Origin of the sequence: Streptomyces sp. NPDC050164, from assembly GCF_044459945.1 — a bacterium.
Classification (GTDB): domain Bacteria; phylum Actinomycetota; class Actinomycetes; order Streptomycetales; family Streptomycetaceae; genus Streptomyces; species Streptomyces coeruleorubidus_A.
The window spans coordinates 185,612-198,796 of sequence record NZ_JBITJK010000002.1 but is presented as its reverse complement, the minus strand read 5'-3'; the positions used below and the strand labels follow the sequence as shown (position 1 = coordinate 198,796).

The 13,185-nt window shown below is 69.7% G+C and carries 14 protein-coding genes and 1 pseudogene; 5 read left to right on the top strand and 10 right to left on the bottom strand.

Translation table 11 applies throughout. The annotated features are described in order from the left end of the window. Positions 1-14: 14 nt before the first annotated feature. Positions 15-428 (top strand): globin, encoded by a 414-nt coding sequence (locus ACIBNA_RS03645; protein WP_399163636.1) that lies wholly within the window; start codon positions 15-17, stop codon positions 426-428. A 21-nt stretch (positions 429-449) separates the two neighbouring features. Here ACIBNA_RS03645 and ACIBNA_RS03640 read toward each other — a convergent pair whose 3' ends face one another. From ACIBNA_RS03640 to ettA, 3 genes are read right to left on the bottom strand one after another with little or no spacing between them, the layout of a single operon-like run. Continuing rightward, complete coding sequence (locus ACIBNA_RS03640) at positions 450-1,118, bottom strand: hypothetical protein (RefSeq protein WP_399163635.1); 669 nt, start codon at positions 1,116-1,118, stop codon at positions 450-452. Further along, positions 1,115-1,525, bottom strand: a complete 411-nt coding sequence (locus tag ACIBNA_RS03635) for an acyl-CoA thioesterase (RefSeq protein WP_399163634.1) — start codon at positions 1,523-1,525, stop codon at positions 1,115-1,117. Before ACIBNA_RS03635 ends, ACIBNA_RS03640 begins: the two co-directional genes overlap by 4 nt. 2 nt (positions 1,526-1,527) lie before the next feature. Next, positions 1,528-3,192: an energy-dependent translational throttle protein EttA gene (ettA, locus tag ACIBNA_RS03630; RefSeq protein ID WP_399163633.1), complete on the bottom strand. Its 1,665-nt coding sequence runs from the start codon at positions 3,190-3,192 to the stop codon at positions 1,528-1,530. A gap of 444 nt (positions 3,193-3,636) precedes the next feature. Between ettA and ACIBNA_RS03625 the strand changes: the two genes are divergently transcribed. Further along, positions 3,637-4,731, top strand: a complete 1,095-nt coding sequence (locus ACIBNA_RS03625) for an alanine racemase (RefSeq protein WP_399163632.1) — start codon at positions 3,637-3,639, stop codon at positions 4,729-4,731. Between the two features lie 262 nt (positions 4,732-4,993). Then, on the top strand, positions 4,994-5,404 hold the full coding sequence (locus tag ACIBNA_RS03620) for a hypothetical protein (protein ID WP_399163631.1): 411 nt from the start codon (positions 4,994-4,996) through the stop codon (positions 5,402-5,404). Positions 5,405-5,430: 26 nt separating this feature from the next. Here the strand turns inward: ACIBNA_RS03620 and ACIBNA_RS03615 are convergent, their stop codons facing one another. The 4 genes and pseudogenes from ACIBNA_RS03615 to ACIBNA_RS03600 form a co-directional block, all read right to left on the bottom strand. After that, entirely contained in the window at positions 5,431-5,625 is a 195-nt protein-coding gene (locus ACIBNA_RS03615; RefSeq protein WP_399163630.1) for a hypothetical protein, read from the bottom strand. Positions 5,626-5,753: 128 nt separating this feature from the next. Beyond that, positions 5,754-6,752: a type I glyceraldehyde-3-phosphate dehydrogenase gene (gap, locus tag ACIBNA_RS03610; RefSeq protein ID WP_399163629.1), complete on the bottom strand. Its 999-nt coding sequence runs from the start codon at positions 6,750-6,752 to the stop codon at positions 5,754-5,756. Positions 6,753-6,859: 107 nt separating this feature from the next. After that, positions 6,860-7,816, bottom strand: a complete 957-nt coding sequence (locus tag ACIBNA_RS03605; protein WP_399163628.1) for a GlxA family transcriptional regulator — start codon at positions 7,814-7,816, stop codon at positions 6,860-6,862. Between the two features lie 160 nt (positions 7,817-7,976). Further along, positions 7,977-8,138: pseudogene (locus tag ACIBNA_RS03600) on the bottom strand (GNAT family N-acetyltransferase); the annotation flags it as partial. 125 nt (positions 8,139-8,263) lie between these two features. On the opposite strand from ACIBNA_RS03600, the gene ACIBNA_RS03595 reads away from it, so the two are divergent. Beyond that, positions 8,264-8,944, top strand: coding sequence for a hypothetical protein (locus ACIBNA_RS03595; protein ID WP_399163627.1), 681 nt, complete (start codon positions 8,264-8,266; stop codon positions 8,942-8,944). 307 nt (positions 8,945-9,251) lie between these two features. On the opposite strand, the gene ACIBNA_RS03590 is transcribed toward ACIBNA_RS03595, so the two are convergent. The 3 genes from ACIBNA_RS03590 to ACIBNA_RS03580 all read right to left on the bottom strand — a co-directional run bounded on the left by ACIBNA_RS03590 (position 9,252) and on the right by ACIBNA_RS03580 (position 12,269). Further along, the gene (locus ACIBNA_RS03590) at positions 9,252-9,473 is read right to left on the bottom strand and encodes a hypothetical protein (RefSeq protein ID WP_184983811.1); all 222 of its coding nucleotides are present in this window, start codon (positions 9,471-9,473) and stop codon (positions 9,252-9,254) included. Positions 9,474-9,699: 226 nt separating this feature from the next. After that, positions 9,700-10,911 carry an ROK family protein gene (locus tag ACIBNA_RS03585; RefSeq protein ID WP_399163626.1) on the bottom strand — a complete coding sequence of 404 codons (1,212 nt, stop codon included), beginning with the start codon at positions 10,909-10,911 and terminating at the stop codon, positions 9,700-9,702. A gap of 251 nt (positions 10,912-11,162) precedes the next feature. Continuing rightward, positions 11,163-12,269 carry a mechanosensitive ion channel family protein gene (locus ACIBNA_RS03580; RefSeq protein WP_399163625.1) on the bottom strand — a complete coding sequence of 369 codons (1,107 nt, stop codon included), beginning with the start codon at positions 12,267-12,269 and terminating at the stop codon, positions 11,163-11,165. Positions 12,270-12,582: 313 nt separating this feature from the next. Between ACIBNA_RS03580 and ACIBNA_RS03575 the strand changes: the two genes are divergently transcribed. After that, the gene (locus ACIBNA_RS03575; RefSeq protein WP_019760491.1) at positions 12,583-13,119 is read left to right on the top strand and encodes an HNH endonuclease; all 537 of its coding nucleotides are present in this window, start codon (positions 12,583-12,585) and stop codon (positions 13,117-13,119) included. The last annotated feature ends 66 nt before the right edge of the window (positions 13,120-13,185 follow it).

Here is a 13,185-nt window from a genome sequence, read left to right as displayed (position 1 = left end):
CCACGTCTGAGAGCATGGAGGGCGTGAAAGAGATTCGGCGCGGCACGCTTCAGGAGCAGACCTTCTACGAGCAGGTCGGCGGGGAGGAGACCTTCCGTCGGCTCGTCCACCGTTTCTACGAGGGAGTCGCCGAGGACCCGCTGTTGCGGCCCATGTACCCCGAGGAGGACCTGGGCCCGGCCGAGGAGCGCCTCACGCTGTTCCTCATCCAGTACTGGGGCGGCCCCACGACGTACAGCGACAACCGCGGCCACCCGCGCCTGCGGATGCGGCACGCGCCCTTCACGGTCGACCGCGCGGCGCACGACGCCTGGCTGAAGCACATGAGGGTCGCCGTCGAGGAGCTCGGGCTCTCCGAGGAGTACGAGCAGACGCTGTGGAACTACATGACGTACGCGGCGGCGTCGATGGTGAACGCCCCGGGCTGACCCGCAGGGGCGTGGCGATCGTCAGCGGACGCTGACGTCCAGCGCCCCGAGCCCGGCCTGCCGTACGGCGACCGACCCGTACGGCGTGCGCAGCCTGAGCCACGCGCCCGACGAGAACAGCCCCAGAGGCACCCCGGGCCGCAGGAACCCGAGCGACTGTGCCGCGTGCACGGCGCGGACCGGGAGCCGGGTGTCGCCGACCGTACGGGACCAGATGTCCCGCCCGATCCGGTCCAGCTCGGCCCGCGTGCGCCGCTCGGTCGGCAACTCCTGCGTACGGGACCGGAACTCGGCGACGGCGGCGGCCACGAGGGACCGCAGCGCCTCGGGAGCCGGCAGTCCCGGCTCGGGCCGCCAGCCGCCGCGCGGCGGCAGCACGCCCGCCCACGGCGGCCCGGTCACCGCGCCCGGCACGACGGCCGTGGCGCCCTTCTCGTCCACCGACTCCAGGAGCTCACCGGCGGACACGGTCACGTCCAGCGTGACGTCGATCCCGTCCTCGTACGGCTTGGCCAGCCGCACCGCGCGCACGGCCAGCACCTCGAAGGACGGCGGCCGCCCGAACACCGCCAGGGCGGTGCCCGCCGCCTTCAGGCGCACCGCGGCCCCACGGTCGTAGTGGAGCAGCCGGGAGAGGAAGGCCGCGAGATCCGCCGCCTCCCCCTCGTCGGCCAGGTGGAGCACCGTCATGCGGCGACGGCCTCCTCCTCGTCGTCCGTGTACTCCCGGAGGAACTCGCGTTCCTCCGGGGTGAGCCGGCGCGGGCGCTGCGACTCGAAGTCGAACGGCACTATCACCGTCGAGGCCCGGACGTAGACCACGTCGTCGTCCTTCACCTCGTACGTGATGGTGAAGGACGCCGCCCTTATCTCCGTGACCCACAGCTCGATGTCCACGGGGGTGTGCCGGTGGACCAGCTGCCGCTTGTAGTCGATCTCATGGCGCGCCACCACGGACCCCTGCTTGAAGTCCTTCTCCGGGCGGAACAGGAAGTCGATACGGGCTTCCTCCAGATAGCGGAGGAACACCACGTTGTTGACGTGGCCGTACGCGTCCATGTCCGCCCAGCGCAGCGGGCAGCGGTAGATGTGCCGCAAGATCAGCCCCGGGTCAGCTTCTTGTAGGTGGCGCGGTGCGGACGCGCGGCGTCCGGGCCGAGCCGCTCGATCTTGTTCTTCTCGTACGACTCGAAGTTGCCCTCGAACCAGAACCACCTGGACTCGCCCTCGTAGGCGAGGATGTGCGTGGCGATGCGGTCGAGGAACCACCGGTCGTGGGAGACGACGACGGCGCAGCCGGGGAACTCCAGCAGCGCGTTCTCCAGGCTGCTGAGGGTCTCGACGTCGAGGTCGTTGGTCGGCTCGTCGAGGAGCAGCAGGTTGCCGCCCTGCTTGAGGGTGAGCGCGAGGTTCAGCCGGTTGCGCTCACCGCCGGAGAGCACGCCAGCCGGCTTCTGCTGGTCCGGGCCCTTGAACCCGAAGGCGGAGACGTACGCGCGCGAGGGCATCTCGACCTGGCCCACATTGATGTAGTCCAGCTCGTCGGAGACGACCGCCCACAGCGTCTTCTTCGGGTCGATGTTCTCGCGGCTCTGGTCGACGTAGGAGATCTTGACGGTGTCGCCGACCTTGATCGCTCCGGAGTCGGGCTCCTCGATGCCCTGGATCATCTTGAACAGGGTCGTCTTGCCGGCGCCGTTCGGCCCGATGATGCCGACGATCCCGTTGCGCGGCAGCGTGAAGCTGAGGTCGTCGATGAGCAACTTCTCGCCGAAGCCCTTGGTGAGGTTGTTGACCTCGACGACGACGCTGCCCAGGCGCGGGCCCGGCGGGATCTGGATCTCCTCGAAGTCCAGCTTCCGCATCTTGTCGGCCTCGGCGGCCATCTCCTCGTAGCGGGCGAGGCGCGCCTTGGACTTGGCCTGCCGCCCCTTGGCGTTCGACCGCACCCACTCGAGCTCTTCCTTGAGCCGCTTCTGCCGCTTGGCGTCCTTCTGGCCCTCGACCTTGAGGCGGGCGGCCTTGGTCTCCAGGTACTTGGAGTAGTTGCCCTCGTAGGGGTAGAGGCGGCCGCGGTCGACCTCGCAGATCCACTGGGCGACGTTGTCGAGGAAGTACCGGTCGTGGGTGACCGCCACGACGGTGCCCGGGTACTTGGCCAGGTGCTGCTCCAGCCAGTTCACGGACTCTGCGTCGAGGTGGTTGGTGGGCTCGTCGAGCAGCAGCAGGTCGGGCTGCTCCAGCAGCAGCTTGCACAGCGCGACGCGGCGGCGCTCACCGCCGGACAGGTTGACGACGGGCCAGTCGCCGGGCGGGCAGCCCAGGGCGTCCATGGCCTGCTCCAGCTGGGCGTCGAGGTCCCACGCGTTGGCGTGGTCGAGGTCCTCCTGGAGCTTGCCCATCTCGTCCATGAGCTCGTCGGTGTAGTCGGTCGCCATCTGCTCGGCGATCTCGTTGAACCGGTCGAGCTTGCCCTTGATCCCGGCGACACCCTCCTGGACGTTCTCCAGGACGGTCTTGTCCTCGGTCAGCGGGGGCTCCTGGAGCAGGATGCCGACCGTGTAGCCGGGGCTGAGGAAGGCGTCACCGTTGGACGGCTGCTCGATCCCGGCCATGATCTTGAGGATGGTCGACTTGCCGGCGCCGTTCGGGCCGACGACGCCGATCTTCGCTCCCGGGTAGAAGCTCGTCGTCACGTCGTCGAGGATCACCTTGTCGCCGTGCGCCTTACGCGCCTTGCGCATGGTGTAAATGAACTCAGCCAAGAGAAACCGTCCGGCAGCTTGAATACGGCAGTGGGCAGATACACCCCATCTTGCCGTACCGCCACCCCTGGGTGGAAACGCGTATATCCGAGGGGCCCTGACCTGGGGTTTCGTGGTCAGTGGCGGGGAGTCGGCTGTCGGCGTCGGTCGCCGTTGGCCGACCTCGGGCGCCCTCGCACGGCTTTCTCTTCCTCGACGTCGATGGTCCGCTCATCCCGTTCAGGCCGTCGTCCGGGCACCCGCCTTCCGCTGCTGCCGACGCCTCGGCGCCTGTCGATCAAGGCTGGAGTGGCCGGAGAGCGGCGCCGAGAAAGTTCCGCGCGGCCTGCGCTTTGGAGGTCCTCTCGATTGGTACGTGTGGTCTGAGGTGATGGCCCCGTGGCCCGCCCCGGTCCGTCGACCTGCCATGATCATCTCGACGTGTTCCGTGGCGGGAGGCAAGAGATGGCGATATCGCTGCCCGATGGGCTGGCTACGCCGGCACTCGTGGTCGATCCGGATGTTCTGGACAGGAACATCTCGCGGATGGCCGAGGCTTCGCGGCCCCGAGGGTTCGCCCTGCGCCCGCACGCCAAGAGCCACAAATGCGCGCAGATCGCGGACCGTCAGCTTCGAGCCGGCGCGCGCGGGCTGTCGGTGGCCACGATCAGCGAGGCCGAGGCATTCGCCCGGGTCGGCGTGGATGACCTGTTCATCGCTTACCCCGTGTGGCTCGATGCCGACAAGGCGCGGCGGCTGCGCCGGTTGGCGGACGACGTTGCCCTGAGAGTCGGTGTCGAGTCGGTCGAAGGCGCGCAGCGGCTGGGGGAGGCCCTGCGCGGCAGCGCCCGGCCGGTCGAGGTTCTCGTCGAGGTCGACAGCGGGAGCCATCGCACGGGAGTACAGCCTCACGCTGCTGGTGAGGTCGGGAAGGCTGCCGTCGACGCGGGACTGGATGTTGCCGGCGTGTTCACGTTCCCGGGACACGGCTACGGGCACGACGCGCAGGCGCGCGAGCGTGCCGCACGGGACGAGGAGCGCACGCTGGGCGAGGCCGCACAGGCGCTGCGGGGCCTTGGGATCGACGTCCGCGTGGTCAGCGGCGGGTCGACTCCGACGGTGGGGCAGTGGCAGCCGGGAGAGGTGAACGAGTTGAGGCCCGGTGTCTATGTCTTCAATGACGCCACCCAGTTGGCCATCGGCACCTGCGGTGTGGAGGATCTGGCGCTGGTCGCCGCGGCGACGGTGATCAGCGTTCCCGCTCCTGACCGCGTTGTGCTTGATGTCGGCAGCAAGGTCCTCGGCTCCGACCGGTCGCCTTGGGTGACGGGACACGGCTACCTGCCCCAGTTCCCGCAGGGAACCATCACCGGGCTGTGGGAACACCACGCCGTTGTCCGGCTTCCGGAAGGGGTGCGGGGACCACGCCTTGGGTCGCTGGTCGCTGTCGTCCCCAACCACATATGCACGCCGGTGAATCTCGCCGATGAGCTGCTGGTCGTCCGAGACCGCGAGGTGATCGACCGCTGGCAGGTAACGGCCCGAGGTGCCAATACCTGAGCATCGTCTCAGGCCGAGAGCCGGCGATAGTCGTTCCCAGAACGGCTGTGGCGCCGGCGATGATGGTCTCCACGACCCAAGCTGACCACGTGTCACACGAGTTGGGCGCGCTTCAAACCCAACGCCTGTGCCGACGCGCTTGGCTGGGCGCCAAGGGACGTTGCGACGATGCATGCGCAGACCGTGGCCGTCCGGCGAGGCAGTACGCGGCAAGCCGGCCTCCACCGCCGCGTCCTGGGCCGGCGGGTGGCAAGCTGTGCCGATGAGCGACTACCGCCTGTGGCTCGCTGCGATCCCACAGCCCCTGCCCGAGGCCGATGCGCGGGTCTACTGGAACCTCAAGGACCCGACCCCTGCCCTCACCGAAGCGCTGGCCGGCGCGGCTTACCTTTACGTCGGCTCCTGGCAGGAGATGCACGTGTCCGAGCGCCCCCAGTCGGGGCGCAGCCCAGCAGTGCGGCTGTTCGACCGGCTGTTTCTGCGAGGCACGATCGACGGATACCAGGCGCCCACGCTGGACCCACAACTGCGGGACGAACTGAACGCTCTCTACCAACCTCGCCCAGACGATCTGCCGTCTGAGTCCGTGGCCGCACACGAGCTGGAGAGGTTTCTGGCCGGGCACATGGCCTGGTGCCTGCTCCCCGAGGAGACGCCTCCGGCCGGTCTGTGAGGCTGTTGTGGCACGGGCTTCGCCCGTCAGTCCGAGTAACCGCCCTCAGGTGAGCATTCCACACGAGGTTTGTGGGAGCCGACCGCCTGGTGGACAAGAAACTCGGCGAACAGGCCGCGTGTGTTGTTCATACGGAGGTCCGGCACGGCGAACCGCCAGAAGTCCACCACGGTTGCGTCCGGGACGCCGACGATTGACTCGTCGCCGCGGAGCGGGGGCATGGGACGCGGGGTCAAAGGCAGACGAGCGGACTGCTTCACGGTCCGCAGTCTGCCAGCACGGCGAGGCGTGGGCTCTTGCGTACTGACCGGCGCGGTCGCCGGAGGCGGGGCACGCCTCCGGCGTCCGGTCAGCGGGTGGCGAGGAGCTCGAGCGTGTCGATCACGCGGTTCGAGAAGCCCCACTCGTTGTCGTACCAGGCGACCACCTTGACGTGGCGGCCGTCGACGCGGGTGAGGGCCGAGTCGAAGATCGACGAGGCGGGATTGCCCACGATGTCGGACGACACGAGCGGGTCCTCCGAGTACTCGAGGATGCCGGCGAGCGGCCCCTGAGCCGCGGCGCGGTACGCCGTCAGCACGTCGTCGCGCGTCACGTCGCGGGCGACGGTCGTGTTGAGTTCGACGATCGAGCCCACCGGCACCGGTACGCGGATCGAGTCGCCCGACAGCTTGCCGTCGAGGTTCGGCAGCACCATGCCGATCGCCTTGGCGGCGCCGGTCGTGGTCGGCACGATGTTGACGCCGGCGGCCCGGGCGCGACGGGCGTCGCGGTGCGGACCGTCCTGCAGGTTCTGCTCCTGCGTGTAGGCGTGCACCGTCGTCATGAATCCGTGCTCGATACCGGCGAGTTCGTCGAGGACCGCGGCCAGCGGCGCGAGCGCGTTGGTGGTGCAGGAGGCGTTGGACACGATCGTGTGCACGGCCGGGTCGTAGGCGTCGGTGTTGACCCCGAACGCGAGCGTGACGTCGGCGCCGTCCGACGGCGCGCTGACGAGTACCTTCTTCGCGCCCGCGTCGAGGTGGGCCCGGGCGGCCTTGGCCGAGGTGAAGCGGCCGGTGGCTTCCAGGACGATGTCGACGCCGAGTTCGGCCCACGGCAGCTGCGCCGGTTCGCGCTCGGCCAGCACCGTGATCCGACGGCCGTCGACGACGAGGGCGTCCCCGTCGGCGGTCACCGGGCGTCCGAGGCGGCCGGCCGTGCTGTCGTAGGCGAGCAGCCGGGCGAGAGTGGCGGGCTCCGTCAGGTCGTTGACGGCGACGATCTCCAGGGCGCTGTCGCGCTCCAGCAGTGCGCGCAGCACATTGCGTCCGATGCGGCCGAACCCGTTGATGGCGATGCGAGTCATGAGTGATGTCCCTTCCCTTCGCCATCAGGCTCGCCCGCGGCCGGCGCCGCTGACAGCGGCGGGATCGCCACGGTTCAAAAGGATCCCGCCACGCGGTGCCGGGCGGGTTACTCGCCCCGGGTGAAGGTGCGCCGGTACTCGCTCGGTGTGGTGCCGAGGACGCGCTGGAAGTGCAGGCGCAGGTTCGCGCCGGTGCCGAGCCCGACGTCGTCGGCGATCTGCTCGACGCTGCGCTGCGAGCGCTCGAGCAGTTCGCGGGCCAGGTCGATGCGGGCGCGCATCACCCACTGCATCGGCGTGTAGCCGGTCTCCTCGACGAAGCGCCGGGAGAACGTGCGCGGCGAGACCCCCGCCTGCCGCGCCAGTATGTCGAGGGTGAGGGGCTCGCCGAGCCGGTGCAGCGCCCACTCTCGGGTGGCGGCGAACCGCTCGCCGAGCGGTTCTGGGACACTGCGCGGCACGTACTGGGCCTGGCCGCCGCTGCGGTAGGGGGCCGCAACCAGACGCCGGGCCGCGTGGTTGGACGCGGCCACTCCGAGGTCGCCGCGCAGGATGTGCAGGCACAGGTCGATGCCGGAGGCGGCGCCGGCCGAGGTGAGCACGCTGCCCTCGTCGACGAACAGCACGTTCTCGTCGACCTGGACGAGCGGATGCCTGGCCACGAGTGCCCGCGTGTAGTGCCAGTGCGTCGTGGCGCGCCTGCCGTCGAGCAGGCCCGTGGCGGCGAGCGCGAAGGCGCCCGTCGAGATGGCGGCGAGCCGCGCGCCGCGGTCGTGGGCGTCGATCAGTGCCCCGACGACGGCCTGCGGCGGGTCGTCGCGGTCCGGGAACCGGTAGCCGGGGACGAAGACGATGTCGGCCCACGCAAGCGCGTCGAGGCCGTGGGCGACGTAGTACGCGAGGCCGTCGCCACCGGTCACGAGACCGGATGTCGCCCCGCACACCCGCACCTCGTACGGCATGCTCGCGCGGGTCGTGAAAACCTGCGCGGGAATTCCGACATCGAGCGGCTTGGCCCCCTCGAGCACAAGGACGGCGACGCGATGCAGGCGGGAGGCTGGCACGGGAAGAGGTTACGTGGGGCGGGACTTCGATACGCCCACGGACCGGGTAGACGACACACCGGCCGGGCTGTCTGGCAGCGGCAACGCGCGATCGCTTGTGCCTGGCGTCATGAGCGCAGGTCGAGCAGCATGACGTCATAGAGGTCCGGGCCCTCCCACGGAGCAGCATCCGTTCGGCCCCGATGCCGTCGAGCAGGGTCTCGTGCAGACGCCGTGCGACACCCCGTCCGCGCCAGGGTCCGCGTACGGCAAGTTCCATGAGGCCGAAGGCGCGGTGCCCGTCCTCGCGCCGCATGTCGTCGGGCACGGGCTCGATCAGTTCGTGCCGTCATGCAAGCATGACCTCGCTACCGCCTGGCCTCCCGTGTCCGGGGACAGGCGGCTTGGTGATCGAGAGGGGGGCTGATGGCTCAGGGAAGGCGTGCGAAGGACGCACGGTGGACTCGGGTGGGCGTGGTGACGGTGTTGGCGTGCCTCGCGCTGACCGCTTGCGGAGCCGAGATCACTGTCCGGAACGCGGCACCCGGACAGGAGAAAACCGTCATCAACGTGCCCGCCGGCACCGTGCTCAATCCGGCGCGCTGGCCGGACGCCTGCTCGTTTGTCACCGACGCCGAGATCAAGGCGATACTGCCGCAGGCGGCGAAGTTCAGCCGGGAGTCGGACTGGGTCAAGCTCTCTGAGGAGGGCGCCCTCGGCGGGAAGGCGGGCGCCGGGCTCGCCTCCGACGGCAAGTGTGACTACTCGTTCGAGCTGCCGCAGAACGGCGGGTACAAGGGGCACATCGAAGGCTGGGGCTCCTTCGATGTTGCGATCCTCGCAGTGGCCGACTCGAAACTGCTCACCCGGTACGTCGCCGAGTCCAAAGCCGCGCATCAGCGACGGGCGGTCGTCCTGGAAACGGACGCCAAGACGTTCGGAGCCGATGAGTGCTACTCCCATGCGAGGTCGAAGAACGAGATACCGACCGTCGTCTGCCGCAAAGGCCCGCTCATGTTCCAGAGCAACGGCGTGGGCTTCAACTACATCGACTTCGAGGGCGCGGAAGAGGACAGCGCCGCCTTCGACGAGATCGTCAAAGAACGGGTGACCCCGGCCGTCTTCCGGGCCATTACTGCGAACCTCTGACCAGTCCCGGCACCATCGCGGGTGAGGGGCATTTTCATGCCCTCTCGTGGCATGTAGCAGTCCGCTTTGAGCTGGGGTTTTGTCGTCAGTGGCGGTCGCTGTTGAGTGGTTCGGGCGCTGTCGCGCCGTCGTCGTCTCCGAAGTCCGGGGCCTGGAAGGGGTTCGTGGCCGGAGGCGGTGATGCCGTGGCGGTGGAGCGGGGTGCCCCTTCCGGGGCGGAGAAGAGCGAGGTCAGATCGATGAGAGGTCTCCTTGTGGTGCCAAGCCCCGGGCGGGGCCTGGTGTGCCGTGACCGGGCACAGCGGTGCTAGAGCTTGGTCATCTTGGCGTACGGGCTCAGGATCCGCTTCTGAGCCGAGCCGAAATCCACGAGGACCGCGATCCCGTCCTCGATGCTGATGACCCGGCCGAGGCCGTACATGTCGTGTGTGACCTGGTCGCCCACGGAGAAGTGCTTCGGGGCCGGGATGACCGGGGCCTTGAAGGGGCTGGTGGGCAGATGGCGCTTAGGTGCAGCAGGCTTTGTCATTGCCCCTAGTATGCGCCCTCGCGTGTTCTGGTGCCCGCGTCCGTCCACGGCCGTTGTCCGGCACGGCCCCGGCCGGTCTCATGGGCGGGCTTCTCTCGCGCCCCGATCACACCCCGATCACACCCCGAAGTACGCCCGCAGTCGCCCCTGCGCCCCATCCCCCCTTCCGGGCATGGTGGGCCTCCCTGGGGCACGGGGGAACGGCGTGGGAAACGGGGGTTGGGCGTCAGCGCGAGGTGTCGAAGGCCTCGTCGCGCGTGGTCGCGAGCGCGCTCTCCAGTGCGCCGCGCAGCACGGGGTGTTCACGGACGTCGCCCACGACCAGGCGTGGGCGGGACGCGGCCAGTTCCTCCAGCTCGGCCTGGACGAGGGCGCGCAGCGTCTCGCCGCCCGAGGTGAGGGCCGCGCCGCTCAGTACGACGAGCTCGGGGTCGAGCACCGAGACGAGGGAGGCCAGGCCGGTGGCCAGCCGGGTCGCGTAGGTCTGGAGGAGGCGGCGGTGCGGTTTGTCGTCGCTCTCCGCGGCCCGGGCCACCAGGTGTGCGGCGGCCTCGGCGTACGGGCCCGCGGGGATGTCCTCGATGCCCAGTTCACGGGCCAGCCTCGGGACGGCCTGGGAACCGGCCAGCTCCTGGTATCCGCCGCTGTTGGCCTTGGTGACCTGGCGGACCAGGGGTGTGCCCGGCACCGGCAGGAAGCCGACCTCGCCGGCGCCGCCGGTCCAGCCGCGGTGCAGCCGACCGCCCAGGACCAGGGCGGCGCCCAGGCCCTCCTGGTTCCACAGCAGCACGAAGTCCGTGTGGTCCCGGGCCGCGCCGAGGCGCTGTTCGGCGAGGGCGACCAGGTTGACGTCGTTCTCGTACTCGAACGGCATCGGCAGGGCGGCCGCGAGCTCGTCCAGCAGGGTGGGGGAGTGCCAGCCGGGGAGGTGGGAGGCGTAGCGCAGACGGCCGGTCGTGTGGTCGAAGGCGCCGGGTGTGCCGATGACGAGCCGGTGGATGTCGTCCCGGGCGAGACCCGCCGCCTTCACCGCGCCGTCCAGGGCGTCGGTGACCTGCTGGACGACGGGGGTGCCGGTGCGTCTGCCGGGGGTGGGCAGTTCGTGGCGGCCGACCGTGCGGCCGGTGATGTCGGCGACCGCGGCGAGGATCCGCTGGGGGGTGACGTCGAGTCCGGCGGCGTGACCGGCCGCCGGGTTGACCTCGTACAGCTGGGCGTTCGGGCCCGGGCGGCCTTCGGTGGTGCCGGTGGCCAGGACGAGGCCCGCGGCCTCCAGGCGGGCCAGGAGCTGGGAGGCGGTCGGCTTGGACAGGCCGGTGAGCTTGCCGATCCGGGTGCGGGACAGCTGCCCGTGCTCCAGCAGCAGGTCCAGGGCGGCCCGGTCGTTCATGGCGCGCAGGACGCGCGGGGTGCCCGGCGTGCCGGCGGTTCCTGCCATGCGTGTCCACACCTGCCCTTCGGCTGCTCAGCTTCTCAGCGGTCCCGCGGGGAAGTCCATCGGACGACCTCGATCATTATTAGGAAAGTTTCCTATCGATAGTAAGGAAGGTAAGCCCGGCGCCGCGCGGGCGTCAATTAGGGGACGGTTCAGGCCACGCAGTCGTCACCCGGGCAAGCCAAGAGGGCGGCACCCGAAGTCCGGGTGCCGCCCTCTTGGTGGCGACCGTTCAGCCGCCCTCTTGGTGACGGCTACTTCGTGGTGCTCGTCGGCGGCGGTGCGGCGGGCGTGAGCGGGGACGCCGCCGCCGACTGCGGGGACGCCGAGTTCGCGTACACCGACGGGGGCGCCATCCCCGCCGTCGGGTCGGCGGGCGCTTCCTCCATCGGGGCGGTGGCCCCGCCGACGATGCGGATGTCCGCCGCGTCGAAGGCCCGCTTGATGCGCCAGCGCAGCTCGCGCTCCACGGTCAGGGACTTGCCGGGCATGGTCTTGGCCGAGACGCGCACGACCATGGAGTCCAGCAGGACGCTGTCCAGGCCGAGGACCTCGATCGGGCCCCAGAGCAGCTCGTTCCAGGGCTCCTCGGCGCTCATCTTCTCGGCGACCTCGTCCAGGGTCGCCTTCACCTTGTCCAGGTCCTCGCCGGAGTGGACCGTGACGTCGACGTTGGCCGTGGACCAACCCTGGGAGAGGTTGCCGATGCGCTTGACCTCGCCGTTGCGGACGTACCAGATCTCGCCGCCGTCGCCGCGCAGTTTGGTCACCCGCAGGCCCACCTCGATCACCTCGCCCGAGGCGACGCCCGCGTCGATCGTGTCGCCGACGCCGTACTGGTCCTCAAGGATCATGAAGACGCCGGAGAGGAAGTCCGTGACGAGGTTGCGGGCGCCGAAGCCGATCGCCACGCCGGCGACACCGGCCGAGGCCAGCAGCGGGGCCAGGTTGATCTGGAAGGTGCCCAGGACCATCAGCGCGGCCGTGCCCATGATCAGGAACGACGCCACCGAGCGCAGCACCGAGCCGATCGCCTGCGAGCGCTGGCGGCGGCGTTCGACGTTGACCAGCAGCCCGCCGAGCCCGGAGCCGTCCACGGATTGGCCGGTTCGGTTCATGCGGTCTATCAGCTTGGTGATCGCCCGCCGGACGACGACCCTCAGCACCGCCGCTATCACCACGATGAGCAGGACCCTCAGGCTGATCGCGAGCCACGTCGACCAGTTCTGCTCGACCCAGCCTGCGGCGTTCGTCGCGCTCTCCTGGGCGTCCTGGAGCGAGGGCACTCTCGGAGTCTCCGTATCCGAGGGGGTCGGCGACGGCGACGGGCCGGCGGCGAGCAGGACAGCGGACAGGGACACGGCAGGTACCTCCAAGCACAGCGGTCTGCCCCGGTGCGGCGGTTCAGGGAGGTCGAGGTCACGACTGGGTCACCGCGGGGGCAGAACCACCACACTAACGGGGCATTGTGTGTGCTTCCGCAGGATGCGTGAAGGAGAGACTGTGCTCACCTGGGCTTGAACCGGCCATGATCCGGGGGATGAATCAGGTGTGGTCGAAAACACTCCCAGCCCGTTACGGGGACATGGTGGCGCTTTCACCAGGCATGAGGGGAGACTGGCTACGAATCGTCCCGGCGCGAGCCACGCGCCGCCGGCGTCCAAGGAGGCATCCGTGCCGCACGTCCTGGTCCTCAACGCGTCGTACGAGCCGCTAGGTGTCGTACCGCTCCGTCGCGCGCTCGTCCTCGTCCTCGAGAACAAGGCCGTATGCCTCGAGGAGTCCGGCGCCTATCTGCACAGCGCGACCGTCACAGTCCCCGCACCCAGCGTGGTCCGGCTCAAGCGATTCGTCCGGGTTCCCTATCGGGGGCCCGTTCCTCTGACCCGCCGGGCGCTGTTCGCCCGTGACGGGGGCCGGTGCATGTACTGCGGTGGCGTCGCAACCAGCGTCGACCACGTCATCCCGCGCAGCCGCGGGGGCAAGCACGTCTGGGACAACGTGGTGGCGTCCTGCCGCCGCTGCAATCACGTCAAGGCCGACCGGCACCTCTTCGAGATCGGCTGGCGGCTGCGCCACAAACCCGCCCCGCCCACCGGCCTGGCCTGGCGCATCATCGGGACCGGTCATAGGGATCCGCGCTGGCTGCCGTACTTGCAGCCGTACGGCGCGGACGACGCATTGGCCCGGATCGACGGCATTTCCGCCTGACGAGGATCCGGGCCTTCGTATTGCCGCGTGCCCTTCAGCCTGACCGCGTGCGGCCGGCCGACCGGC

Bases quoted from the DNA above. Each gene is read 5' to 3' on its own strand.
- ACIBNA_RS03645 (WP_399163636.1), top strand. From the start codon at position 15: ATGGAGGGCGTGAAAGAGATTCGGCGCGGCACGCTTCAGGAGCAGACC.
- ACIBNA_RS03640 (WP_399163635.1), bottom strand. From the start codon at position 1,118: ATGACGGTGCTCCACCTGGCCGACGAGGGGGAGGCGGCGGATCTCGCG.
- ACIBNA_RS03625 (WP_399163632.1), top strand. From the start codon at position 3,637: ATGGCGATATCGCTGCCCGATGGGCTGGCTACGCCGGCACTCGTGGTC.
- ACIBNA_RS03620 (WP_399163631.1), top strand. From the start codon at position 4,994: ATGAGCGACTACCGCCTGTGGCTCGCTGCGATCCCACAGCCCCTGCCC.
- ACIBNA_RS03615 (WP_399163630.1), bottom strand. From the start codon at position 5,625: ATGCCCCCGCTCCGCGGCGACGAGTCAATCGTCGGCGTCCCGGACGCA.
- gap (WP_399163629.1), bottom strand. From the start codon at position 6,752: ATGACTCGCATCGCCATCAACGGGTTCGGCCGCATCGGACGCAATGTG.
- ACIBNA_RS03590 (WP_184983811.1), bottom strand. From the start codon at position 9,473: ATGACAAAGCCTGCTGCACCTAAGCGCCATCTGCCCACCAGCCCCTTC.
- ACIBNA_RS03585 (WP_399163626.1), bottom strand. From the start codon at position 10,911: ATGGCAGGAACCGCCGGCACGCCGGGCACCCCGCGCGTCCTGCGCGCC.